General features: G+C 34.1%; 20 protein-coding genes and 4 tRNA genes. 4 read left to right on the top strand and 20 right to left on the bottom strand.

What is annotated here, in order from left to right; all coding sequences use genetic code 11:
• Positions 1-138: 138 nt before the first annotated feature.
• From J2786_RS00120 to J2786_RS00110, 3 genes are all read left to right on the top strand, one after another.
• The gene (locus tag J2786_RS00120; RefSeq protein WP_047432999.1) at positions 139-777 is read left to right on the top strand and encodes an alpha/beta hydrolase; all 639 of its coding nucleotides are present in this window, start codon (positions 139-141) and stop codon (positions 775-777) included.
• A 119-nt stretch (positions 778-896) separates the two neighbouring features.
• Complete coding sequence (locus tag J2786_RS00115; protein ID WP_047433001.1) at positions 897-2,216, top strand: PDZ domain-containing protein; 1,320 nt, start codon at positions 897-899, stop codon at positions 2,214-2,216.
• 4 nt (positions 2,217-2,220) lie between these two features.
• The gene (locus tag J2786_RS00110) at positions 2,221-2,748 is read left to right on the top strand and encodes a hypothetical protein (RefSeq protein ID WP_047433004.1); all 528 of its coding nucleotides are present in this window, start codon (positions 2,221-2,223) and stop codon (positions 2,746-2,748) included.
• Here the strand turns inward: J2786_RS00110 and J2786_RS00105 are convergent.
• The 17 genes from J2786_RS00105 to J2786_RS00025 all read right to left on the bottom strand — a co-directional run bounded on the left by J2786_RS00105 (position 2,741) and on the right by J2786_RS00025 (position 22,637).
• Positions 2,741-3,781, bottom strand: a complete 1,041-nt coding sequence (locus J2786_RS00105) for a L,D-transpeptidase (RefSeq protein WP_185097545.1) — start codon at positions 3,779-3,781, stop codon at positions 2,741-2,743. The genes J2786_RS00110 and J2786_RS00105 overlap by 8 nt on opposite strands.
• 185 nt (positions 3,782-3,966) lie before the next feature.
• The gene (locus tag J2786_RS00100; protein WP_052187030.1) at positions 3,967-4,803 is read right to left on the bottom strand and encodes an XAC2610-related protein; all 837 of its coding nucleotides are present in this window, start codon (positions 4,801-4,803) and stop codon (positions 3,967-3,969) included.
• Between the two features lie 9 nt (positions 4,804-4,812).
• Positions 4,813-5,100, bottom strand: coding sequence for a hypothetical protein (locus J2786_RS00095; RefSeq protein ID WP_047433007.1), 288 nt, complete (start codon positions 5,098-5,100; stop codon positions 4,813-4,815).
• Between the two features lie 234 nt (positions 5,101-5,334).
• Positions 5,335-5,408, bottom strand: a tRNA-Asp gene (locus tag J2786_RS00090).
• 319 nt (positions 5,409-5,727) lie between these two features.
• Complete coding sequence (locus tag J2786_RS00085) at positions 5,728-6,915, bottom strand: glycosyltransferase family 4 protein (RefSeq protein WP_047433011.1); 1,188 nt, start codon at positions 6,913-6,915, stop codon at positions 5,728-5,730.
• Positions 6,915-8,048: a glycosyltransferase gene (locus tag J2786_RS00080; RefSeq protein ID WP_052187031.1), complete on the bottom strand. Its 1,134-nt coding sequence runs from the start codon at positions 8,046-8,048 to the stop codon at positions 6,915-6,917. The genes J2786_RS00085 and J2786_RS00080 overlap by 1 nt, the downstream gene beginning before the upstream one ends.
• Positions 8,048-9,148 carry a hypothetical protein gene (locus J2786_RS00075; RefSeq protein WP_047433016.1) on the bottom strand — a complete coding sequence of 367 codons (1,101 nt, stop codon included), beginning with the start codon at positions 9,146-9,148 and terminating at the stop codon, positions 8,048-8,050. Before J2786_RS00075 ends, J2786_RS00080 begins: the two co-directional genes overlap by 1 nt.
• Entirely contained in the window at positions 9,132-10,049 is a 918-nt protein-coding gene (locus J2786_RS00070) for a glycosyltransferase (RefSeq protein WP_047433017.1), read from the bottom strand. Before J2786_RS00070 ends, J2786_RS00075 begins: the two co-directional genes overlap by 17 nt.
• The gene (locus tag J2786_RS00065) at positions 10,039-11,241 is read right to left on the bottom strand and encodes an O-antigen ligase family protein (RefSeq protein ID WP_047433019.1); all 1,203 of its coding nucleotides are present in this window, start codon (positions 11,239-11,241) and stop codon (positions 10,039-10,041) included. The genes J2786_RS00070 and J2786_RS00065 overlap by 11 nt, the downstream gene beginning before the upstream one ends.
• Positions 11,238-12,224: a glycosyltransferase gene (locus tag J2786_RS00060; protein WP_052187032.1), complete on the bottom strand. Its 987-nt coding sequence runs from the start codon at positions 12,222-12,224 to the stop codon at positions 11,238-11,240. Before J2786_RS00060 ends, J2786_RS00065 begins: the two co-directional genes overlap by 4 nt.
• Positions 12,217-13,281 carry a polysaccharide pyruvyl transferase family protein gene (locus J2786_RS00055; protein WP_047433022.1) on the bottom strand — a complete coding sequence of 355 codons (1,065 nt, stop codon included), beginning with the start codon at positions 13,279-13,281 and terminating at the stop codon, positions 12,217-12,219. The genes J2786_RS00060 and J2786_RS00055 overlap by 8 nt, the downstream gene beginning before the upstream one ends.
• Positions 13,268-14,803 (bottom strand): oligosaccharide flippase family protein, encoded by a 1,536-nt coding sequence (locus J2786_RS00050; RefSeq protein WP_047433026.1) that lies wholly within the window; start codon positions 14,801-14,803, stop codon positions 13,268-13,270. Before J2786_RS00050 ends, J2786_RS00055 begins: the two co-directional genes overlap by 14 nt.
• Before the next feature lie 11 nt (positions 14,804-14,814).
• A complete protein-coding gene (locus J2786_RS00045) occupies positions 14,815-15,981 on the bottom strand; it encodes a nucleotide sugar dehydrogenase (RefSeq protein WP_047433029.1) in 1,167 nt (388 codons plus the stop codon).
• A gap of 11 nt (positions 15,982-15,992) precedes the next feature.
• Positions 15,993-17,288, bottom strand: a complete 1,296-nt coding sequence (locus J2786_RS00040; protein ID WP_047433032.1) for a nucleotide sugar dehydrogenase — start codon at positions 17,286-17,288, stop codon at positions 15,993-15,995.
• A 54-nt stretch (positions 17,289-17,342) separates the two neighbouring features.
• Positions 17,343-19,685, bottom strand: coding sequence for a GumC family protein (locus J2786_RS00035; RefSeq protein WP_047433034.1), 2,343 nt, complete (start codon positions 19,683-19,685; stop codon positions 17,343-17,345).
• 3 nt (positions 19,686-19,688) lie between these two features.
• Complete coding sequence (locus tag J2786_RS00030) at positions 19,689-20,399, bottom strand: polysaccharide biosynthesis/export family protein (RefSeq protein WP_226798586.1); 711 nt, start codon at positions 20,397-20,399, stop codon at positions 19,689-19,691.
• Between the two features lie 345 nt (positions 20,400-20,744).
• Complete coding sequence (locus J2786_RS00025; protein WP_374710460.1) at positions 20,745-22,637, bottom strand: polysaccharide biosynthesis protein; 1,893 nt, start codon at positions 22,635-22,637, stop codon at positions 20,745-20,747.
• Positions 22,638-22,992: 355 nt separating this feature from the next.
• Here J2786_RS00025 and J2786_RS00020 point away from each other — a divergent pair, with 355 nt between their 5' ends.
• On the top strand, positions 22,993-24,459 hold the full coding sequence (locus J2786_RS00020) for a phage tail-like protein (RefSeq protein WP_047433041.1): 1,467 nt from the start codon (positions 22,993-22,995) through the stop codon (positions 24,457-24,459).
• 421 nt (positions 24,460-24,880) lie between these two features.
• On the opposite strand, the gene J2786_RS00015 is transcribed toward J2786_RS00020, so the two are convergent.
• From J2786_RS00015 to J2786_RS00005, 3 genes are all read right to left on the bottom strand, one after another.
• Positions 24,881-24,954 (bottom strand) — tRNA-Asp (locus J2786_RS00015).
• Positions 24,955-24,986: 32 nt separating this feature from the next.
• Positions 24,987-25,060: transfer RNA gene (locus J2786_RS00010), tRNA-Asp, on the bottom strand.
• 32 nt (positions 25,061-25,092) lie between these two features.
• Positions 25,093-25,166: transfer RNA gene (locus J2786_RS00005), tRNA-Asp, on the bottom strand.
• Positions 25,167-25,186 lie beyond the last annotated feature (20 nt).

Genomic DNA, 25,186 nt, shown 5'->3' with positions numbered 1-25,186 from the left:
AAAAATAAAAAGCGTGTGGAAAATTCAAAAATATACTCCAAAGAATTAATCTTTACACATAAACCATTATGTGGCAGAAGTTCGTTGTGTGAATAATAAAAGTTAAGATTCTGCAGGTAATTTAATTATCTTTGCTGTATGAATTTAGATTATCTAGTAAGAGAGCCGGAAAATATTACTTCCCAAACTCCCATTCTTTTTATGCTTCACGGCTATGGCAGCAATGAGCAGGATCTTTTCAGTTTTAGAGAAACACTTCCCAATGACTGGATCATTGTAAGTTTCAGAGCTCCGCGTGATACTCAATTTGAAGGATACTCATGGTATGATATCAATTTTAATGATCCCGAAAATTTCATCGATGTTCCCCAGGCAGAGGAATCTTTACATGCAGTTCTGGAAAGTATGCTGAAGATTATCAACCATTATGGACTTACGGAGAGTAAAGCTCATCTTTGCGGCTTCAGCCAGGGCGGTATATTATGTTATGCTTTGGCTTTAAAACATCCTGAGCTTTTCAATCGTGTTGCCTGTATGAGCAGTTACCCTGAAGATAAAATTCTGGACGGTATTGTAAAAGATAAAAAGAAACTGGAGGGACTTCGTTTTTTCATTTCTCACGGTACGGACGATGCTGTAATTCCACTTGAATGGGGAAGAAAAGCGGCAGACCTTCTTTATGATCTTAGCTGCTACTTCACTTTCAGAGAATATATGAGCGGGCATGGGGTCAATCAGAAGAATTATATGGATTTAATGGACTTCTTTTCAAAGTAAATAAAACCGTTTTAGAACAAATTCAATAAAAAACACTACTTCATTGTAGTTTATATAAACATTCCAGCTTTTGGAATGTTTTTTTATTATTATAAAGATAAAATCACTAAATTCAGTAAATGAAATTTAAATTGCTTTTACTGGGATTATTTCTAAGCATTTTTGTAAATGCCCAGAATACTTTTGAACTGATCAATACTAAAAAAGCAGTTATTCCTTTTCAGTTTATCAACAATCTTATCTTTATTCCGATCAATATAAATGGTGCTGAACTTACCTTTCTTCTGGATACGGGAGTTTCTGAAACCATTCTTTTTAGCCTGGAAAACAAAGAAGTGAAGCTAAGCAATGTTGAAAAAGTCAAATTTTCCGGCCTTGGCGGTAGTTTAAGTATTGATGGGCTGAAGTCCGAACGCAATATTGGTAAAATAGGTGATGGGATCATCAATACCACTATGTCTCTTTATATCATTATTGATGAAGAATTCAACATTTCTCCACACGTAGGAATTCCTGTAAACGGAGTGATCGGATATCATTTCTTCAAAAACCACCCTATATATATTGATTATTCATCCAAGAAAATAACTGTGTTTGAAAATACAGCTCTTTCAGAAAAGAAAATCAGAAAATTTGAAGAATTCCCCATTACCATTGAAAGAGATAAACCCTATCTGTATGCAGGTGTAGAAATGACGAATGAAAAGAAAGATTCAAAACTGCTGATTGATCTTGGAAACAGTGATGCGATATGGCTCTTCCCCACTCTTATTAAAAATTTTGTTTATAACAGACCTAATATTGATGATTTTCTCGGCCGTGGTTTCAATGGAGATATTTATGGTAAAAGAAGCCGTATTCATAATTTTTACCTTGGAAATTTTAAGTTTGAAAAACCTCTTACTTCAATGCCGGATGAATTCTCTATACAGCACGTTAATTTAGTGGAAAACAGAAAAGGTTCTATAGGCAGTGAAATTATGCGCAGGTTTACAGTGATTTTTGATTATCCCAACAAAAGGTTATATTTGAAAAGAAACAGATACTTTAATGATCCTTTTCATTTTAATATGAGCGGATTGGATTTCAAACAGGACGGACTGGAATGGCAGCAAGACAGAATAAATATTGAAACCCAAAAATCTACAACTATCGTAAACGGTGCCTATAAAGATGCATTTCAATATAAATTCAGTTTAAAACCTATATTTTCCATTGCCGGAGTAAGAAAAGATTCTCCGGCCTATGAAGCAGGCCTTAAAAAGGATGACAGAATTTTAAGTATTAATGGAGACCAGACTTCTGAGATGACACTGGAGAAAATTGTAGAGCTTATGAAATCTAATGAAGGGCGAACTATCAATATGCTCATTCAAAGGAAAAATGAAAAACTTATGCTAAGTTTTACCCTTCAAGATCCTATTCCATATCAAGAATAATCATATGAATACTGAAGAAACCACCTTAGACAGAATAAGAACCAGACCCAGATTTAAAATGTTTACGCATCTTACCAAGGAAGAGTATGCTGAAAATCTGAAAAAATATATGGAAGAGCATAAAGATGAGTTTTCAGGAAACATCAATAAAGAAGTGGCTACGATCTGGATAAAAACAGAAGATGATAACTACTGGAAACCCTGTCTTGCCTTACGGATAGAAATGGAGGATGAGCATACGGCAATACGCGGAGTATTTGGTCCAAGTTCTGCTGTGTGGACATTCTTTATGTTTCTTTATTTTTCTTTTTCTATTCTCTGGATGACCTTTTTCACTATGTATTATGTAGAAAAGCAAATAAAAAGCGCCGAATACCCCTGGGCACTGAGCGCTTCTTTTATCATGTTATTTTTTATTCTTCTTACGTATATTGCTGCCAGATTCGGACAACATAAAGGTAAAGAGGAAATGCTTAAGCTTAGAAAGTTTGCTGAAGAATCTACGTTACAGTTTGAAAAGAAAATTAATTAGATAGAGGTTCTACAGGTTTTTCATTCTGAATAGGTGCTGCTGCTTTTGCTGCTTTGATAGAATCTGCCACTTTTTCTCTGTTGCTTTGTTCTTTAAGCATCTTCGGAACATCTGGTTCTAAAAGTTTCGTCAATTCTTCAACGGAAATATTGTTGGCATTAGGATCATCCAGAAGATATCTCCATGGTTTTCTTCCTCCCCATTTATAATCTCCGAATACCATTACTGCTGTACCTCTGGCTTTAGTGGTAGCACCACCGGGATTCAGAATCCAGGTATCTGCATAGGAATACAGCCATTGGGCATCTTTTCTCAGCAATCGTAAACATGAGTGTGAGGCAGGATATCCGGGAAGTGTATATTCATGCCACCCTATCCCTCCTATGTTGTGGATATTAAAATTATAGGGCAGTTTCCATTCGCTGCTCACGGTGGAAATAGCCAGTTTCTTTTTCCAGTTGGCAAAAGTAAGTCCCCTTGTGGTCTGGGCTGCTTTTTTCCCCATACTTGTCGGACCCCATTTTACAAGGCTTCCATTAGAGTATACCGCAAAAGCCTGTATAGGATATGAGAAAATGACAAACTTTTTCACTCCGCTTAATACATCCAGCTGCATTGGAAATGGCGAATACGCCATCAATGTTGTATCTATTTTCGCAGGGACTACCAATGTATCGGCATTCCATTTACTTTTAGAATCTAATCTGTTTAAGGCTAAAATAGCTGTTCTTTCCTCTACACTATACTTCTTGCTGAATTCTGCATAAACAGAATCACGCATTTTTTTATCTTTTGGAAGAACAAAAGCATTATAAAAACCATTCTCCTGCATGACAGGCGGAACGGATTCTTTTTTTACTACAGGAACAGAATCTTTCTTTATAGAATCCTTTTCTACCTCCGAAACTTCCGAAGAAGAAACAGTATCTTTAAAAGTATCACTTATTTTTTCTATTTCCTTTTTACAGGAGACAAGAGAAAAAACGCATAAGCAGGCATAAAAAAAGGATTTTTTCACAGATATGTTTTTCATAAATAAATCGGCCATTTAGTTTGGCTACCCAGTACAAATATCAGACCTAAATTTGAATCCTAAAAGACAATCTTAAAAATACCGTAAAAAAACGGGGGCTTTATCACTGTAAATGAGGAGTTATCCTTAACATTCTCAAAAAAATAATAGATTTTAAAGGTATTTCCAACGATTGAAAATAAAAATTATTCATCAGTATTTTCTCTTGTAGAAATCCATTCTAAATTTCCTTTTTTGCTAAATCGGTAAACATCCTGATGCCATCGTGCCCCGCCTCTGCATCCTGTTATTAAAAGTTTCTTATCTTTTTCTACAGTGACATCACATAAGCAGGAACAGCTTGAGTGGGAATAATCTGGTTCTTTGAGCTTTTCAAAACGTTTACTCTGGGGATAATACAGATATATTTCAAACATCCTGTAAACGCCCATTCCATCGTCTGGAACAGAAAATGCGATATCATCGTAACCGTCAAAATTATAGTCTTCTATAATACTCTGTCTGGCAAAAGAAGGTGTATCCGGAGCCGGAAGTTCTGTGGCTGTCTTTTTTCCATCAGGATAAGTAATAATAAGATGATTGTTATAAAAATGATTAAAGGTAAGAATCACATCATGAAGAAGATATTGATTGCCTCCGTCATATTTTTTTTCATCCTCCATCTCCATCTTAAACTTTCTATTGTCTTTTGTTCTTGTATAAGTAATGTTTGAAGCCGTATGATGCATCATTTCGAAGGTATATATTCCGGTGACTTTACCATCAATTTCTTCATTCCAGACGTAATAATTAATATCCGGCTGTCCGTCACTTCTTCCGCTGTCATCTACTTTAAAACTTTTTATCTGTAAGGGAATAATTTCTTTCTTTCCGGAATATTGTACAAACGCTCCTTTACCCTGAGTTCCGTAATAAAGCTTCAGTCTGAATTCTTTTGCTTCTCCTACAGACTTTAATGTAAAAGGCTGGGCATAGATCGCAACTGAAAAAAGGGTCATACAGACTAGCAATAATTTTTTCATAAGAATAATTTACATAATCAGATTCACTACAAATCTAATCATCCATAAGAATACGATCAACAGCAGTAGTGAAAACTGGACTTTATTGACGTTTTTATTTCCGAATTTCCATACGGAAATCCGGTCTATGATAATCACAAGTAATATTGGAATCAGGCTGAAAAGAATATACATTCCGAACAATCCATCAGCGGCAGAAACTCCTGTCATCAGAATAACAGAAGCAATCAATCCCGCAATTATCGCAATGATTCCTAATATAAAAAAGAGAGTCCAGTTTTGAAATTGTTTTTTCATGATTAATATGGTATTAACGGGTGGTTATATTAAGACGGATGCTCAATCTGTTATAATAAAACATCCAAAAAGCCAGCCACGGCAGATTCAGAAGCAGAAAAACAATGACTTTTTCTCTGCCAACCTTTCCATCTGTAATCGTAAAAAATGAAAAAACAGAGGCAGCAGAAACCTTTGTATTTTCCCATGAAAGTATAAATAAAAAAAAGTCTTCTATTTCTAGAAGACTTTTTGCGATCCGGACGGGACTCGAACCCGCGACCTCCGCCGTGACAGGGCGGCATTCTAACCAGCTGAACTACCGGATCAATAAGGTAGTTTGCTTTTAACTGGTGCAAATATATAGTTTTTTTTAGCTTTTCCAAAGAAACGCATTCCTTTTCTTTCAAAGCTTTTGTTAAGGTACAGATTGTCAAATACAAAAAAATAAGATTTCTTACTGTAAAAGCTTTTTAAGAGCTTATCCTTCAAAATTCAGGTAATTTTTCTTCTACAGTAACAATCAACTTTTTTTAAATATTCATCCGATATTTAGTATTTTCTGCCCACTCTTATGATGGTATCTGTAAAAAATAACTGAACAAATACCTACTTGCACTTATGTACGAAATGCTTTCTCCTGATCACTTATTCTGTCTGTTCGATAACGTCAACAAATTTTTTGCACAGGATAGATTTGTCGTACACTGTTTCAGCCAGTTTCCTTGCATTCTGTCCCATTTTCTTTACCAATTCAGGATTGTCTTTCAGATGAAGTACTTTTTGTACAAGCTCTTCAGGACGGTTTGGATTTACATAATATCCGCAATGGTATTTTTCAGCAATATCTTTCGTCCACCCTGCAGAGTTTACAATAATAGGTTTTCCTGCAGACAACGAATCGAAAAGTTTATTGGGAGAGTTGGTATACAAAATCGGGAGATCCAAAAAGGAAATCATAGAAACATCTGAAAAATTGACAATCTCAGATACGTCAGTCATAGGAAACTTTCCTAGAAATTTCACATTTTTAAGATTGTTTTTTTCTACTTCATCTATCAGATCTTTTTCGGTAGAACCTCCTCCTACAAAAAGAAATTCTATATCTTCCCTATCTTTTAATAATTTGGCGGATTCAACAATTGAATGAGCTCCATTTGCCAATCCCAGAGATCCAAAATGAACTATTTTGAAGGAGTCCTTTTTTAAACCAAGCTTTTCCATCAGTTGATCGTTTTTTCCTCTGGGCCAGAATTCGTCCATTTTAGCCATATTAGGAATCATTGATGTTTTTTCTTTTGGAATATATTTTACGACTCCATCCTGCATACCCGGAGAAAGTGCAATAACACGGGAAGCATTTTTATAAATCGTTTTTTCCAGCAGACGGGTTGTTTTTATAGTCCATCTGTTTTTTATGGCTCCCATCTGTATTGGCACCTCCGGCCAAAGATCCCTTACTTCAAAAACAAAAGGTTTCTTTTTAAACCACTTTAATAAAAGTGCCGGAATACCTATTGTAAGAGGCGTTGATGTAGCAATTACCAAATCGATATCTTTCTGTTTCAATCCCAGCACCGATGATTTGTACATAAATTTCAGGAAAGCCTTTAATCTTCGGGAAACACTCATATTCTGGTCGTAGTCTTCTTTTATATAAACGACTTCAATACCATCAATTTGTACAACTTTAATATCCTCTGAAAATTTGGATGATGAGGTGAGCATAGTAACTTTATGCCCGTTTTTAATAAGTTCCTGTGCCAGCCAATATGATCTTGTTCCTCCGGGTTCCTGAGGAGTTACGAAATATTGGTGTATGTATAATATATTCATTATTTTTTTTCTGTATATAATTGTTGGTATACTTCAGCTATTCTCTTCCAGTCATGATTTTCTAACAATTGTTCAATATCAAAACTATAATGATTTTGTTTTTGGATTAAACGTTCAAGCGCCCGTTCGATCGCAGAAACAGAAGTGTCTTCTACTTTTTCCCCGATAGAATCGTCATAAAAACCGTCGATTCCTTCATTTTGCGTGTACATTACCGGTAAGCCCTGCAGAAGCGCTTCTATATAGACCAAACCAAAGGTTTCTGCTTTGGAAGGCATAGTAAAAAAGTCACTTCGTTCGTAATAGGATTTTAGAACAGGCAGACTGTCTACTTTTCCTATAAACTCAAAGGAATGATCGTTTTTAATGGAATCCAGAATCCTTTTTTCATCATTTCCTCCTCCTCCAATCAGTGTTAATTTTATTCTGTTCTGAATTTTGTGATTGTGGTTCTTAACAGCATTAACAAGGTTAAAGACATTTTTTCCCTTATCAAATTTCCCAACATACAGCAGCTGAACGCTTTTTTTGTCCTCAGCAATTTTTCTCTCCGCAACCTTTGATTCTATCCAGTAAGGGTCTACACCATTTGGGATCACCATTACTTTTTGCTGTACATCATTCATAATATGAGACAGACGGGGATCTTCCAGCATTCTTTTTTTATAGACAGCCGAAATCGTTATGATCTTATTGGCATTCTGAAGTATTTTTTTTCCGTAACCTCTTTCGTGCAGAAAATACTTCAAAAACAGGTTAAGATCTGTATTGCGCACTGCTACTATGTATGGAATATTATATTTTTTATGAAGCTCATAAGCCACTCCACCATCGCTGTACCATGTGTGAGCATGAATAAATCTGACGGTCTTGAGGTCTATTTTTGCTTCAATGTCTTGTACTATTTTTTTAATTTTTTTCTGATACAAAACCCGATCTGCATATTTTGATAAAATATGACTGTAGATAATCTGAGAGCCAGTATTTTCAAAATCTATTTTATTTTTCCCTATTCTGGAGGCCTCCCGAACGGGATTATAAACAATCTGCCCTGCCCCGTTATTATCCAGCTCCCTCACTAAATTTTTATAAACTGTAGATCCTGAGTAATCGTTTGTAATGTGAAGTATCATTATGGATAGATTGAATTAAACTGCAGTTCTAAAGAAGAATTGCTAATTTTATTACTGTAATTTGAAAGGTTTTTTTCAACTAAAGGGTATAAACTTGTATCAAAATAAATAAGCTTCATCCAGCCATCAGATATTTTCCATCCTGTATTCTGGACACTTGGATCTGTAGTACCATCTACATTATCGGCAATACTGTTTCCTTTCAGAATCTTAAGCTTCAGGGTATTGCAGAGGTAGCTGAAATTAAAGTCAGCCCAATTGGCATTTCCCAATTCTTTTGCTTTTATTAAATATAATACGACATGATTTCCATGTGATACATCCTGTACAACAGGCTTATAATTTTTAATTTTCTGTAGCGCCTTACAAAAAGCATCCGGATAGGTACTGTTCCATGTATAATACAAAATGCTACCTGTGCTTTTGTTTAAAACCAGTGCTTTTTTCAGCTGCTGATCAAACTGATTAACAAATGTAGCATATGAACTTTTATCAGATTCATCATACTTCATCAGATATAGCGCCACAACTGCCCAGTTTGCTCCTGTATGAAGCCTCTGATGAAACAATAAAGAATAATCTCCATATTGGCTAAAGCTTCTGGCTTTCCATTTATCGAAGGAGTATTTTAAACCGCTTTCTATCGCCGGCTGATAATTTGTATACAGTTTATTTTTGCTTAAAATATCCAAAAACTCCCCGATGTATCGGAAAAAGTATCCTTCTGAAATTAAATGTTCCTGGCCGTTCGCTTTTGCATTCTGATTGCCTTTTCTTACATTCATCACCCAGCCGTTTTTCTGGTATGAGGTATTTGAATTGGTATCAATCAGAATTGGTTTTATGACAGAAATATTAGTATCAATATATTTTTTATCTTTTGTTTTAAGATACATATTGTTATTGGCATTGATAAAATATCCCAATGCCATGAAATCGTAAGTATTTTTACTGACCGATGACAATTCCATTTTCTGCAGACCATAACTTTTGGATGCCTGCATATCTGCATTATATCTGCTTACTCTGTTTTGCTGAGCAAACGAAAAGCTAAATAATAATACCGCACTAAGCTTTATAAAATTACCTAAATATTTCATAATGATCAATATTATAATTTTGAATCAGATTCTGTAACTGCTTATCATTACCTCCATCCGCAACATTTTCCTGACTTAACTTAAAGAGCGAATTCTTATTTTCAATGGGAATTAAGTTTGAAAAATAACCGGATTTCACGGTCTTTGTCTTATTCAACTGAGCCATCATATTCAACCAGACATCGTCCGCCATAAAACATAAGCTGACAAATGCATCTTTATTCAGAACTTCTCCACTAAAAAAGTTACTCTTATATAAAGTTCCTCCCCCACTTGTGTGAAATAGATCAAATGTCGGTCCACAATTTCCGAAGACTTTTTTCCATTTAGAATATTTGCTTATTGTATTATCATCATTTCTCACGATTTTATGCGCTCTGTGACAACAAATTGTATCAGGAAATTTTTCGTGCAAATCCATTAAATCTTTAATGATATTGGACGGATAAAAAATATCATCATCTATTGTTATGATCACATCATTTTGATATTCCTTAAAGGCATAGTAATATTTTTTATGAGACCTTAAATCTTCCTCTACAAATTTTATTTCCAATTGCTTCTTATTGTAGTAACCCATCAGATTATCCGGTAGATCTTTTAACTCATTCGGAAACTGATCTTTTGCCAAATACAATACAATTTTATTGGGAAGCAGAGTTTGTCGTAACATACATTCTATAACCATCCATAATTTGGATATTCTTCCCGGAAATGTTGTGAGTGATACGATAATATTTTCCGACAATTTTTCGGGAAGTAAAATTTCTTTCTTCGTGTTTTTTAGATATATCGGAAAGACAAAATTTGAAAATTTTCTTATAGAAAATCTTGCTAAAGACTGCGCTTTAGAAATTTGTCTTAACGATGAATATTTTTTATCTATATAATCAATTAACATTTTTAGCTGTCGTTTTATAAAATGATGATATACAATAAAGACTTGCTAGCCAAATCCACATGTAAGGATTATTTAAATAAACACTATTAATTGTAAATGCTAATGGCATTACCAATAATGATCCTAATAAAATATAATTTGGAATTTCACGCTTTTTAAAAATCCTTCTCGGATTGAAAATTTTAAATAACAATAAGAGAAATGCAACAAAGACAATGATCCCATATTGAGAAAGTAATTCTATAAATAAATTATGGGGTACAAGGATAGGATTGTTCGTCATTTTACTAGCTGTTTCCGAAAAATTTCCAGCTCCCACACCCAGAAATTTTGAGTCTATAAACATGTCGATACCGACATTAATCATTTCCTTTCTTGAATTGTCTTCCAGCCCTTTTTGCTCGATTCTTGTCTTTAAGTAAGCAAATGCGGCATTATTCATTACATATAAATACCCTGCAAAGGATGCTATTATTGAAATGAATGTGTAAATAATGGTTTTGCTTATTGACTTACTGGAATAAAAAATAATATAAATAATTGTAGAGATTAACAAGCACAGCATCGTTCCGCGGCTTGCATTAGTCAGTACAACCCAGACGATCGCTAAAACAAAAACAATATAAAATATTTTAAATAACTTGTTCGTAATGAACTTAAATTTTGCTAAAATAAAGGGAAATGAAATCGCCAAAAGGTGATTGTACAAATTATAATTTCCAAAAGTAATAGCTGCATATTTTCTAAGCGTTCCAACCCCTCCTAATACCGTATCATCTCCAAATTTAGAATTGGAAAAGTGCAAATTAAAATTAATTTCTATAATTGCAATCGGAATACTTAGTAATACAAATATAACCCAGCCATTTATCAGTTTATTTAAGCTGACATACTTGCTAAAAGTCAGTATTTCAACGAAAATGATAAAATTTATTAATGCATATGCAAACTCTTTTAGGGATTGGTCATTATTAAATGTTAATAATAACATTGACAATACACAATAAATAATAAAAGAAAAGAAAAAGAATAAAAACTCTTTCCCTTTTATAAGTTTTTTATTTAACTCCCTTATTAATAATGGTAAAAATAAAATAGCAAGAATTCTCGGTGCCTGTAACATACCACCGTATAAACCAAATATTTGAGAAATAATTAATATTGGGGTTATATTTTTCTTTAAGTAATTCATCTATTAATCAAATTATCCAATCGTATCAGAAGGAAAATAAAGGTCCAGTTTTTATAAATAAAAATCGATTTGGAAGGAAATAGCTTTCTTTTAATATGCTTCACAATAAAAGAATCATACTGTCTGGTAAAAACAAAAAAGTTTTTGGCACTGATAGTATTTAAAAGATCCATAATTTCATCTTTTTTCATATTGCTCTTATGTAAAAAAATGAACAGCAAACTAAAATAGTAGTGATGCCTATTTATGATGAACTTTTTTGGAAAAAAGTCTATTATTTCCTTCTTATTATAGAGTTCTAAAATTTTTAATACTGATTGTACATTTTTGATAGTCTGCTTTTTCTTCATGATCGACTCTCCCCTCTGTACATAATTTACAAAGATATTGTCAATAACCTGCAGCTCAGGATTTTTACTGTATACTTGTGTATTAAATAATACATCCTCGTATATGGCTCCTTTTTCAAATATGATATTATGCTGATCTAAGAATTTTTTGGAATAGATCTGTGTCCATGCCTGAATACCGTAGTTATTATACTTTAACAGCAAATTGTGGCCACTGATCTTTTCTTCATTTTCAAATTTTTCAAATTTGACAATTTTATTTTCATAAATTTCCTGATAATTAAATAAGAAAATATCTGTCTCTTTATTAATTTTTTTAAAAAAGATGTCAATACTATCACTTTCAATATAATCATCACCATCAACAAACCAAATATATTCCCCTTTGGCTATTTTATATCCTGCATTTCTGGCATCAGAAAGCCCTCCGTTTTCTTTTTCCAGGATGACAATTCTTTTATCAGTCTCTTTGTATTTATTACAGATACTGATACTATTATCCGGAGATCCGTCAATTACCAGAATCAGTTCAAAATTAGCAGAAGTATTTTGTACTATACTGGCAATACATTTTTCTATATAATTTTCAACATTATATATGGGGACGATAATTGATAAAAAAACATCATTCATTTACATTCTCTATTAATGGTAAGTAAAACTTCCTTATCTCCTGAGGATTATATTTTTCGTAGTTATCGTTACTCAATAACTCATCTATTGCTTTGTTTGCTTCCTCTACATTCTTAACAAACTTTACATATTTCAGATATTTAATCCAGTTGTAGGTTCCTATAACTTTTTGATTATAATTTGAAAAAACCACGCATGGCGTTCCAGAAATTATGCAAAGAACCATTCCGTGTAATCGATCAGTGACCACTATTTTTGCTTTAGAAAACTGTAATAGTTTATTAGTCAATACTCTCTTTCTAACTGATTTTATATCTAAATCTGTTATTTTATCACAATGCATATCAGATTTAATTATTTTGTCAAATCTTTCTTTTAAGATTTGGGTAATTTTATCTTTATCATCAGCTGTCAGTATTGATTCCTGATCATTTCTGATTACTTCCAATGCATATTCTCTTTCATTTTCAAAGCTATATTCAGTGTAAAGAACAATATCGGGAGTCAGAATTACTTTATTTTTTGGAAAATATTTTTTCATTAATTCAAATGACTGTTCCTCTCTGGCTGTCAAAATCAAGTTTGCATGTTTTTCAAAAATATCCTGTGTTCTTTTTAATTCAGCTTCACCAATCTGATCATTGCTGTAATAGATTGTTTGTGGAAACAATATAGTTTTATTTTCAGGGAAGTTTTGAATGACCATTCTTCTCAAATTTTCTTCCCTCATGTATTCATTCCCAAAATTTCCACCACCATGAATGAATATCAAATCATCAGGATGAATAGTATGTCTGTACTTTTCTATAAAATACTTCATCTGAGACTGGTTAATCTCAAAAATATGATGTTCGGGTAAATTTTCCTGAAAAAACTTCAGCTGTCCTTCAGCAATAGCATGATCCCCAATATTAGTATGGGTAGGAGTTTGAAATAAAAATACTCGCTTCGACTTGCAATTAGTAATCTCATCAGCAATTTTGTCTACTCTGGCATTATTATTTATATTATTAATAATTGAATTTGCTTTATTTTTTATTCTGCTAAATAAATCCATATTTATTTCCTATTTTTTTAATGATTTTTTTCTTAACCTGTAAATACTCTTCCCGCTTAATACCAATAAGAATAATTAATACAAACAAAATAATCTCAGCTCCTATGGTTGAAGATATTGCAAAAAAGTAGCTGTTAAAATGTACTTTTTTTATGAGCCATACCAGAATAAAACAAGAGAAAATAACCAGGAAGGTCTGTTTTAAATAAAGTAGTACATCTGGCAAATCATATTTCAGTTTATGGTTAACATAAAGAAAACGAAACACAAATGTGCATAAATTCAAAATAACGTTTAAACTCATAATATAGACAGGAGAAAAACCTAATTTTAAGAATATATATGCCAGTGGGAGATTTAATAATAATATCAATGAAACACCTAACTGATAATTTCTGATATTTCCAATTGCATTAGCAGACATCCAAAACGGCCCAACTATAGCATTAATGATAGAACCAATGATAACGATTTGGGTAAAGCTTACAAGATATTGAGGTAAATTAACTCCCAGCCATAATTTTAAAATAAATTCAGTATGTAATAAGATCGGTATTGATAAAACCAAAAAAAGAAATACTGAATATTTCGAAGTGTTTAAGACTAATTTTTTATGTGTTTCCAAATCATTTGAAGCATAACTTTGTGTAATCTGTGGATTAAATGCTACCTGCATATTGGAAACAAAACTATACAAAACACTGTTGACCTGATTCGCAATACCTAAGGCTGCATTTACAGTAACACCTATGAATATATTCATAATCATATTCAATCCCTGCGTTGAGCTCAAAACAGCCACTTGTCCGAATAAGCTCCAGCCGGAAAAAGATAACAGTTCTCTGAACAATTTTTTGTCAGAAAAATAATGGTAAGCAGTTTCTTCCTTAAAGTTGGTAAAGCAATAAATTTTATAGATTACATTCACTATAAGATTGACCAGTAATAATAAAAAGGAGTAAATTATCAGCTGATCATAATCAACAAAAAGCGATAATAAAAATACAATAGCTAGTTTTAGCACTGTCTCTGCTATCCCCAGATAGGCATAGAATGACATCCTTTCATTCGCAAGTATAGTAGCATTGAAAGGTATTCTAATGATATTAATGATTGTTGTAATTATAGAAAACTGAAATACAAAATTTGCTGCATTAAGCCGGTTAACAGGAATATTTAATTTGTAATTTAAAAACCACAATCCAATAGTCTCTGACAAAATCAATACGATAACTGAGATAATTATATGAATATTGAGACTCATACAAAACACCCTATTAACTTTTTCTTTACTATTTGAAGCTAATTCAATATTCAAAAATCGTTGAGTAGCACTTGTCATTGCATTATTTAAAAAAGAAAATAATACAACTACCCCAGCCACTAAATTATATATTCCAAAATCCTCTACTCCTAACTTCTGTAAAATAATCCTTGAAGTATATAAGGAGATCCCCATATTGATGATCATCCTTATGTAGAGTAGTATTGTATTTTTTGCGATCTTTTTTGTACTCGACAATTTATTTACTTTTAATCATTACCAAATAGATCCCTTGTGTACACTTTTTCCTGTACATCAGCAAGTTCCGAAGCATTACGGTTAGAAATAATTACATCGCATTCTTTCTTGAAAAGCTCTAAATCTTTTACCACTCTGGAACCGAAAAAAGACTCTTCATTAAGTGCCGGTTCAAATACTTCCACTTCTACTCCCTTGGCTTTAATCCTTTTCATTACTCCCTGTATGGCAGATGCTCTGAAATTGTCGGAGCCTGCTTTCATGATCAGACGGTAAACGCCTACCTTTTTTGGTTTTCTGGCGAGTACAGAATCTGCTATAAAATCCTTACGGGTTCTGTTTGCATCTACAATTGCCTGAATAATATTATTGGGAACAGCATTATAATTCGCAAGAAGCTGTTTGGTATCCTTAGGAAGGCAGTATCCTCCGTATCCAAAAGATGGATTATTATAATGCGAACCAATTCTTGGATCCAGACCAACACCTTCTACAATCTGGCGGGTATCCAGTTCGTGGATCTGTGCATAGCTGTCTAATTCGTTAAAATAAGCCACACGCAATGCCAGATAGGTATTTGAAAACAACTTAATAGCTTCTGCTTCAGTAGGATTAGTAAACAAAACAGGAATATCCTTTTTTACGGCTCCTTCTTTCAGTAATTCTGCAAAAATCCTTGCTCTCTCGCTTTGTTCCCCGACAATAATTCGGGATGGGTATAAATTATCATATAAAGCTTTGCCTTCTCTTAAAAATTCCGGAGAAAACACCACGTTATCTGAATGCATTCTGCTTTTTAAATCTACGGTATACCCCACCGGAACTGTAGATTTAATAATAATTACAGCATCAGAATTATATTCTGCAATTTCCTTAATTACATTTTCAACACTGCTTGTGTCGAAATAGTTGGTAGTAGGGTCATAATCTGTGGGGGTGGCAACAATAATATATTCAGCCTTATCATAAGCTTCCTTTTTATCTAAAGTAGCTTTGAAATTAAGTGGTTTAGTACTTAGAAAGTTGCTGATCTCGTCATCTTCAATAGGAGATTTTTTAGAATTAAGCAATTCTACTCTTTCCTGAACAATATCTAAAGCTACAACTTCATTATGTTGGGCCAATAGAACGGCATTAGATAAACCTACATATCCTGTTCCTACAACTGCTATTTTCATTCTCTAATTTTTTATAAACGATTATCGTATTTCTCTAAAATTCCTTTAACATCATATAAAACTCCTCCTTCCTTCAGATAACGGGAAAGATCAATATTCAGGAATTCGTCATGAGAAACTGTGAGAACAACTGCATCAAACTGTCCCTCCACATCTTCAAGAGAATTTGTAGATTTTATACCATATTCGTGCATTACTTCTTCTGGATTTGCCCACGGATCGTACGTTGTAACTTCGATGGAATAATCTTCCAGCGCATTGATAACATCTGCTGCTTTCGTATTCCTCACATCCGGACAGTTTTCTTTGAATGTGATTCCAAGATTCAGCACTTTGGCATCCGTAATGTTGATTCTTTTCTTAATCATTGTTTTTACCACCTCAGAAGCTACAAACTGTCCCATAGAATCATTCAGCCTTCTTGCGGTAAGGATCAGCTCAGAATAATATCCTACGTCCTGCGCTTTCTGGGCAAGATAGAATGGATCGACCCCGATGCAGTGTCCTCCTACCAGTCCTGGCTTAAATTTCAGGAAATTCCATTTCGTTCCTGCTGCCTCCAAAACTGCATGAGTATCAATGTCCAAAAGATTAAATATTTTTGCAAGCTCATTCACAAAAGCAATATTAATATCACGCTGTGAATTTTCGATCACTTTTGATGCTTCAGCTACTTTGATAGTTGGTGCCAAATGGGTACCTGCTGCAATTACAGATTTATATAATTCATCTACTTTTTTACCAATTTCCGGTGTAGAACCTGAAGTTACCTTTAAGATCTTCTCTACGGTACGTTCTTTATCTCCCGGGTTGATTCTTTCAGGAGAATATCCTGCAAAAAAATCTTCGTTAAATTTCAATCCCGAAACTTTTTCCAGCACAGGGATACACTCTTCTTCTGTAACACCGGGATAAACAGTAGATTCATAAATAACAATATCCCCTTTTTTCAGTACCTTTCCTACTGTTTCAGATGCTTTATATAAAGGTGTCAGATCCGGACGACTATGTTTGTCTACCGGTGTAGGAACAGTTACAATATAGATGTTAGCCTCTTTAATATCTTCTATATTAGATGAGCAAAGCAATCCTTTTGATAAACCTGAAAATGGATTCTCTTTTACTAAAACCGGCTGCAGTACTTCATCTTCCACCTCCAAAGTAGAGTCTTTTCCGCTGTTAAGTTCTGCAATTCTGGCCTGATTAATATCAAAACCAACTACCGCGTATTTTGTTGCAAATAAACGGGCCAGAGGTAATCCTACATACCCCAGTCCGATTACCCCAATTTTATTCTGTATATTCATATTATATGTGATGTTCTTACTTTATTTTAATGTTTATTTTGAAGATAATTTGATTTATTTATTAAAAAGCTTCTGCCACCATTTTTTCTTCGTATCAGCTGAATATCCGTAACCATAGCCATAGTTGTATCCATACCCGTAACCACCGACATTTTTAGCAACATCATTGATCACGAAAGAGACGTTTGATATTTTTGATTCTTTAACGAGTTTATTTGCAAAATCTAATAATATTTTTCTTGATACTCCCGATCTCACTACGTATAGAGAAGCGTCGGCTGTATCGGAAATACTCAATGTATCTGAAACAAGCATCAGTGGAGCAGAATCGATCACAATATATTCGTAACGGGAAGACATCTCACTGATAAGCTTCTGATAACGACCATTGGAAAGAAGTTCCTGAGGATTTGGAGGAATAGATCCCGCATAGATTACATCACATTCAGGATTGGTATCAGAAGTATGGATAAGGTCTTCTACATCTGTCGTTTCATCATATAAATATTCCGTAAGACCAGCATTCTTAACACGCTCATCATCATATCTCTGTATCTGCGGATTTCTAACATCCGATCCAATTAGTAATGATCTTCCGTTTTTGCTTCCCAATGTCAGAGCAAGATTCACTGAAACCAATGTTTTTCCTTCTCCTTTCACTGAAGAAGTTACCAGTATAACTTTCGCCGAATCTTTCTTAGGAAGCAGAAATTTAAGATTGGAAACCAATATTCTGAACGCTTCCGCCAATTCTGAGAAATCATTTTTCTGTACAAGGTGAAGCTGATCATCTTTAAGAGCAGGAATATCGGCCAGTACCCCAAGTGATGAATTTTCTGAAATATCTGTACGGTTGTAGATTTTATCATCCCACATAAAGAAAAGGTAGAACACCACAAGTGGTAGCATTAATCCCAATAAAGCAGCAGCCAAAAGAATAATATTTTTCTTAGGCGAAACCGGAATATCATCAGTGTAAGCAGGGTTTACAATTTTAGCTTTCGGAACATTAACAGAAAGATTGATTGCATTTTCTTCTCTTTTCTGTAAAAGGAAAAGAAAAAGCTGTTCTTTAAGATTCTGCTGACGTTCGATACCTCTATAAATTTTCGACTGTCCGGGAACTTTTTCAATCATTCCTGTACTGGCTGAAATCTGGCTGTTTATCTGCGCAATAGATGCCTGAATCGTTGCTTTTTGCTGGCGGATGTTATCCCTCACAATTTCTTTCAGCGAAGAAATTTCTTTATTCATTTCTATCACAGCAGGGTTTTCATTGGTAGCCTGCTTCAAAGTTTTATTTCGGGTGATAACAAGAGTGTTATATTGTGAAATTGCCTGTTCCAAAGCAGGATTAAGTCCTAAATTTGAAGGCATAAGCTGATTATCTCCTTTTGCAGCTTCATTTTGAAGAGAGTTAAGAAGATCAACCTGTGTTTGCTGCTGAAGCAGTTGTTTTGTGTTATCGTTTGTATTTTGAAGTGCCAGCTGCGCCTGCGCCTGCAAGTCTACAATTTGGTTACGATTCTGGAAATCTTCTTTCTGATTTTCAACTCCGGAAAGATCACGTGAAATAACTTCTAATCGTTTATCGATAAATTCCTGTGTATTTTGAGCTTGTAAATTTTTATCTCTTAGCCCATCCAGATTATACTGTTTGGTTACTTCATTAAGAATGGCTTCTGACTTTTCAGGAACAGTTCCTACAATCTTAATGTCCATAAGCATCGCTTTCTGGTCCGGAAGATCAACCTGAATCTTTTTTTCCAAAGATTTTATCTTCTCTATCGGATTCCAGAATACAATTTTATATTTATCTTTAAAGGTAAGACCCGGAACTTTTTGAAGAACTACAGTTCCGAAATCAAGTGCCAGACTTTTATCGAAAGCTCCCTTTATTTTTTTGTTCTCCTTATCTTCCAAAACAAATTCATTTCCGTTAACTTCCTTTACCATATATTGGGAAGAAATGAACTTTTTGGTGTTATTGTAAGAAATAATTTTCGCAACAATTGGTACTTTGACAAATAATTCGGAATCCCTTATCTCACCCGAATTATAATATTGTATATTAAGGTTTAAGTTTTCAACAACTTTCATCAGGATAGGTCTGGAGCTTACTACAGCTACTTCACTTTTAAGCTCATCTGCATTTCCTAAACCAAGTCCCAAGTTATCAAGATCTATTAATGCTCCTGTTAAATCAGACTGCTTTTTATCAAATTTTAAGGTAGTTGTCGATTCATATTGAGGTACAGCGTATCTTAGATATATAAAGGCCACAATAACGAATAATAACATCGATGCTATAAACCAAGGCCATTTGACTAAATACTTTCCAATGATCTTTCTTAAATCCAAAGATTCTTCACTTTCCTGAAATTCTATCTGCTGCATATTTTATTTACGAGTTAAAGCAATAATAAGTGTACCAGCTGTCAGTAAAGCACCAATAATCTGGAATGTAAGGGCTCTGTTCGGATTCGAGTTAGCCTGAACCTGTTTATTTTTGTCAGGCTGTACATATAATATGTCATTTTGCTTCATATAATAGTATGGCGAACTCACAACATCAGATCTTGTAAGATCGATATTAACAATCTGGTCTGTTCCGCTATCATCAGTACGAATAAGCTTTACATTGGTACGGTCTCCGAAATCCGTCATATCACCTGCAAGTCCAAGTGCCTGAAAAATATTGATTTTCTGAGAAACACTTTCTTTCTGCCCCGGCTCTTTCACTTCTCCTAAAACACTTACATTGAAATTTTTAAGGGTAATGGTCACCAATGGATCTGTCAGATATCTCTTAAGACGTGATTCAAGTTCCTGTTTTAGCTGCACCTGTGTCATTCCTTTAGTATAAACATTTCCTAAAACCGGAAAGGAGATATAGCCTTCTTCATTAACAAGATATTGACTTGGTTCTACATACTGGTTAATTCCTCTGCTACCATCACTTCCTACCTTGTTTGCAGTATTAAGGTTAAAAGGCTTCACAGCAATTTCATCCAGTGCAGATACAAGAATCAGGAGAACATCTCCTTCCTGAATATGCAATCCCTGAAATTTAGCTTTTGCAACCTCTTCTTCCATATTATGTTTTGACATATAAACCATATTCTGCTTCGGTCGGCACGATAGCAAAATAACCGATAACAGTGTTATATATGTAATAATCTTTTTATTCATATGTTATTTATTCTAAGTCTACTTGTGTTATTATTTTAAATCTATCTCTATTAATTTAAGATACTTACTGTAAGAAAGCCATCCCCATATAATTCACTACATATATTAGTAAATTTAGTGATCTGAAGCCTTTTATAATCTGTATATTTAAATTAATTCTTTCTCTAGCAATTTTCATTCCGTTTGGAATTAAAATAGCAAAATTATTATTTTATATTAATTTTTCATGTATTTTATTCTTTAATTCCATTCACACACTTCATATTAAGATACGCTGTCAAGTATTTCAAACTCCGAATTATTGCTTATAAATTCGGGAACAATAATTTTTAATATTCTCACAATCTGTAAGCTATTTTTATTCATTGCTGCCAGGATTATTTGTTTACTCAAATTCTCTATATCTTCAAACTCCATTAATGGATCTCTGGATATCATAATTTTCTCATGGTGCGTAGGAATTGTTGTAGCATTATCTGTTAAAAGTTCTTCATACAACTTTTCACCAGGTCTTAAACCAATAAAATCAATTTTAATATCAATACCCGGAGTATATCCTGATAATTTTATCATTCTTTCTGCCAAATCCAGGATTTTAACAGGTTTTCCCATATCAAAAACATAAATTTCACCCCCTTGCCCCATTGTTCCTGCCTGAAGTACCAATTCGCATGCCTCTGGAATAGTCATAAAATAACGAATGATATCGGGATGAGTAATCGTTACCGGACCTCCTTTTTCAATTTGTTTTTTGAAGTGCGGGATGACAGAACCATTAGAACCTAATACATTTCCAAAACGTGTGGTAATAAATTTTGTTGTATTACCTGAAGAATTTTGTAAAGACTGTACAAAAAGTTCAGCTGCTCTTTTTGATGCTCCCATCACGTTGGTAGGATTCACAGCTTTATCCGTAGATACCATCACAAAACGATTAACACAATATTTTTTTGATAAGAGCGCTACATTCTTAGTTCCTCCGATATTTACAAAAATAGCTTCATGAGGATTATCTTCTATTAAAGGCACATGTTTGTATGCGGCTGCATGATACACTATTGAAAACTGATAATCATCAAACAATTTTTCCATTCTGGAATAGTTTGAAATATCTGCCAATATAAATTTGAACCTTTGATTGGGAAATTTTTCCAATAATTCAAGCTGCAGCTCATATAAAGGAGATTCAGCCTGATCTACCACTACAATAAGTGATGAATTTAGTTGAGCAACCTGTTTTACAATTTCGCTACCTATAGATCCGGCTCCTCCGGTTACCAGAATATTTTTATTAATATGATAACATTTTACCTCATCATTCTCTATTCTGATTGTCGGACGATTCAGTAGATCTTCAATCTGAAGAGGATGAATGTCTCCCACCTTATGATCATCTTTTATGATATTGGTTACCGGTGCTTTTAATACTTTCAGTCCTTTTTCCAAAGCAAAGCTCGTCCATTCTTCTATTTCCAGCTTTGTCATCATATCTTTGATCAAAACCGCATCAAATTGTTCTTTCAGATTATCACTCCTAAGAAATTGCGCTTTATTATAAATTTTATGACCAAGCAACATTGCTTTTTTTGAATCCGATCTTGCACTAAGAAATCCTGCAAGCTGATAAGGATGATCGGGATTATGAATAATAGCTTTTGCTAATGAAACAGAAGTATCCTCTACCCCTACAATAGCAATCCTTGCTTTGGATGGAGTATCCTTAGTATCTAAGACACCAAAAAGCTCTTGGGTTATCATTCTGAAAAAAAACATCAGAAAAATAGAAATAAAGAAAAATAAAAAAAGAACAGGGTATAGAAATATAGGTTTATCCAACACCAGTTCCGATATAAAATTCAAAACCAGCAAGACGATAAGAGCACTGCCAGAAGACCATACAATTTTAAAAAAATCAAAAAAAGTAGAGTGTCTGATAATTCCTGCATACGTTTTGAACAAAACTATACACAGAATATTAATAAGGACGACTGAAAATATTTTTTCTTTTTGATACTTAATAAAGTTAAGCTTTACCTCTAGACTGCTCAAAAGAAAATATGAAACTAAAACTGAAAAGAAGACGACAGAAACATCAATAAGAAAAACCGACCATCTGGGTATATATCTTAACTCCCTGATTTTAAAAACATTCCCCATACACAAATAAACCTAAAGTATCTTTTCCATTAATTCAACAACCTGTGGTTTCTATTATCGAGCGAAGATAATAATTATAATTAATATTTTTAATCTTACATGTTATTTTTTATTTAAAATATAATTTGGAAATACTTCCGAAAACACATTCAAAAACAAGGCATAAAATTGATTGATTTTTTTATTTTATTTATTATCAAAACTTTAAAGTTCATCATATAATCCATCCAAAAAACTAAATCTCCGGTAAAATAAAGCAAAATAACAAATGTTGTATTAGTGTTGTACCCCTTTATTTTTTTCAAATTTCCATATCCTGTAGATTTGCGGCACAATACAGAATGATTTAAAAAAGATGAAAAAAAATGTTTTATTATTAGGTAGTATTTTAATTTCATTACCTCTATTTTCCCAGGTGGGGATCAATACTGCAACTCCTCAGGCCAGTTTAGATGTAACAGGAAAGCCCACTTCTACCAATGTACTGGACGGTATTATTGCACCGAGAATTACAGGAGCCCAGCTTAGAGCAAAGACCTACACAGCCAGCCAGGCAGGAGCAATGGTGTATGTTACAGCCGCTGATACAGCCCCGGCAGGCCAGACTGTTGATATTAAGAGCTCCGGTTATTATTATTTTGACAGCAGCCTGAATAAGTGGCAAAAGCTGAATGCAGGAAATATACCCGCCGGAGACCTTACGCCGGATGCTTTTATTGATGATCCTGTTAATACAATGGTAAAATTAGGGAATACGTCTTCCGGTGCAGGAAGGGCAGCCAATACTGATTTTGTGATTAAAGACAATGGCTTGGTGGGAATCGGCATTTCATCTCCCGACAGCGGATTACATATAAAAGAAAGTTCTACAGCAGGAAGTAATCAGCTAAAAGTAGAATCTGTAAACAATTCTCCTTGGCTTGCATTAGAAAGAACCGGAACCAATAACTTATCTTCCGGAACGGAACTTGGAAAATTATCCTTTAATGGAAAGATTTCAGGAGCTGATTTTCCACTAGCAGGGATAAAAGCCGATTATTGGGGAAACGGAACAAGCAATTCTTCATCTCTTACATTCTCTACCAGTGACCGACCAGCTGTCGTAATTAATGAAAACGGGAATATGGGAATAGGGCGTTCTGATATCAATTACGCCATGTCTCCCAGCCAAAAGCTGGATGTAGACGGAAATGTAAGATTCAGAGGTGTTCCGGATGAAACAGGTGTAGCCGCTACAGAAAGAATTGTAGTGTTGAAAAGTGACGGAACAGCAAAAAAAGTTCCTGTGGAAGCTATGTTTCCTCCTGATAAATTCAGTTTAGATGATATATTCGTCAATAAGGCAGGAACTTCTGTACATTATGATTACAACTACCCTATTATAAGCTACTCAAATATAGATTTAGTTAATTTCAGCAGAACTATTACCATCCCTCCCAATACTGTTGGCAGAGTCATTTTGAACTACTCTATTCCCGCTGGTACTCATGATTTAAATTGCGCAAATCCGGATAGGCTCTCTTACATCGGGGTTACATTTTACAAAGATGGTGTAGAACAGCAGGAAGGCTCCAGAAAGATATCCCTAAAAGGATTAGCTTCATCTTCAAGAATGGGAACTATCAATGGTAATTTTTCAGAAGACATCACTAATAATACCTCTTCTGATATGACCGTGACCTACAGGTTAGCAGGATATGCAGAAGGGAGTGGAGCGGGAACCTGTATGATTGTTTACAATATGTGGGACGGAGGAAACCAGCCGAATTACAATTGGGGACGGGGAACCATGACCATTCAATTGTTTAAAAAATCTTTATAGGTAAATACCATAAATGATATATTTGATAAAAAGGTTACAGAATCCGGAATAGCAATGTTCCGGATTTATAATTATAATATCCCTGTCATTGCAGTCAAAGCTGCTTTGGAAAAGGAGTAAGAATATATTTTCCGATCTGCATTTTTTAGCCTTTTATCTAAAAAAACTTGTTTATGCATTCTTAGAAAATGATTTTGGGTTTCTATCAGAAAGATATGCTGTATGCCTTATTCAATAAAAATACAGCACAGACTTTGTTATTCTGAAAGACTCTACACATCTGCAGATAATATTTCCACAGGAATACGTAAATAAGTTAAGCCCTATTGATATTAAGAACCAAGTCCACACAGAATAAGCACAATTGAATCTTCATTAACAAATAAAAAAGCCTGTAAAAAATTACAGGCTTTACTTATTGCGATCCGGACGGGACTCGAACCCGCGACCTCCGCCGTGACAGGGCGGCATTCTAACCAGCTGAACTACCGGATCAATTTTTTTAAAGTAAATTGAGAAAACTTCTGCGATCCGGACGGGACTCGAACCCGCGACCTCCGCCGTGACAGGGCGGCATTCTAACCAGCTGAACTACCGGATCAATTTTTTAAAAAGAAATTGAGAAAACTTCCGCGATCCGGACGGGACTCGAACCCGCGACCTCCGCCGTGACAGGGCGGCATTCTAACCAGCTGAACTACCGGATCAATTTTTTTAAAGTAAATTG

The organism is Chryseobacterium vietnamense (genome assembly GCF_031454475.1).
In the GTDB taxonomy this organism is placed as follows: Bacteria; Bacteroidota; Bacteroidia; order Flavobacteriales; family Weeksellaceae; genus Chryseobacterium; species Chryseobacterium vietnamense.
Note: the sequence above shows the minus strand (reverse complement) of the source record. Positions and strands in the feature narration are given on the sequence as shown.

What these genes read in the sequence shown, in the direction of transcription:
- J2786_RS00030 (WP_226798586.1), bottom strand. Translation starts at nt 20,399, where the DNA reads ATGTCAAAACATAATATGGAAGAAGAGGTTGCAAAAGCTAAATTTCAG.
- J2786_RS00035 (WP_047433034.1), bottom strand. Translation starts at nt 19,685, where the DNA reads ATGCAGCAGATAGAATTTCAGGAAAGTGAAGAATCTTTGGATTTAAGA.
- J2786_RS00080 (WP_052187031.1), bottom strand. Translation starts at nt 8,048, where the DNA reads ATGATACTTCACATTACAAACGATTACTCAGGATCTACAGTTTATAAA.
- J2786_RS00095 (WP_047433007.1), bottom strand. Translation starts at nt 5,100, where the DNA reads ATGAAAAAACAATTTCAAAACTGGACTCTCTTTTTTATATTAGGAATC.
- J2786_RS00115 (WP_047433001.1), top strand. Translation starts at nt 897, where the DNA reads ATGAAATTTAAATTGCTTTTACTGGGATTATTTCTAAGCATTTTTGTA.
- J2786_RS00060 (WP_052187032.1), bottom strand. Translation starts at nt 12,224, where the DNA reads ATGAATGATGTTTTTTTATCAATTATCGTCCCCATATATAATGTTGAA.
- J2786_RS00055 (WP_047433022.1), bottom strand. Translation starts at nt 13,281, where the DNA reads ATGGATTTATTTAGCAGAATAAAAAATAAAGCAAATTCAATTATTAAT.
- J2786_RS00085 (WP_047433011.1), bottom strand. Translation starts at nt 6,915, where the DNA reads ATGAATATATTATACATACACCAATATTTCGTAACTCCTCAGGAACCC.
- J2786_RS00025 (WP_374710460.1), bottom strand. Translation starts at nt 22,637, where the DNA reads ATGGGGAATGTTTTTAAAATCAGGGAGTTAAGATATATACCCAGATGG.
- J2786_RS00075 (WP_047433016.1), bottom strand. Translation starts at nt 9,148, where the DNA reads ATGAAATATTTAGGTAATTTTATAAAGCTTAGTGCGGTATTATTATTT.
- J2786_RS00105 (WP_185097545.1), bottom strand. Translation starts at nt 3,781, where the DNA reads ATGAAAAACATATCTGTGAAAAAATCCTTTTTTTATGCCTGCTTATGC.
- J2786_RS00045 (WP_047433029.1), bottom strand. Translation starts at nt 15,981, where the DNA reads ATGAAAATAGCAGTTGTAGGAACAGGATATGTAGGTTTATCTAATGCC.
- J2786_RS00020 (WP_047433041.1), top strand. Translation starts at nt 22,993, where the DNA reads ATGAAAAAAAATGTTTTATTATTAGGTAGTATTTTAATTTCATTACCT.
- J2786_RS00100 (WP_052187030.1), bottom strand. Translation starts at nt 4,803, where the DNA reads ATGAAAAAATTATTGCTAGTCTGTATGACCCTTTTTTCAGTTGCGATC.
- J2786_RS00065 (WP_047433019.1), bottom strand. Translation starts at nt 11,241, where the DNA reads ATGAATTACTTAAAGAAAAATATAACCCCAATATTAATTATTTCTCAA.
- J2786_RS00040 (WP_047433032.1), bottom strand. Translation starts at nt 17,288, where the DNA reads ATGAATATACAGAATAAAATTGGGGTAATCGGACTGGGGTATGTAGGA.
- J2786_RS00070 (WP_047433017.1), bottom strand. Translation starts at nt 10,049, where the DNA reads ATGTTAATTGATTATATAGATAAAAAATATTCATCGTTAAGACAAATT.
- J2786_RS00110 (WP_047433004.1), top strand. Translation starts at nt 2,221, where the DNA reads ATGAATACTGAAGAAACCACCTTAGACAGAATAAGAACCAGACCCAGA.
- J2786_RS00120 (WP_047432999.1), top strand. Translation starts at nt 139, where the DNA reads ATGAATTTAGATTATCTAGTAAGAGAGCCGGAAAATATTACTTCCCAA.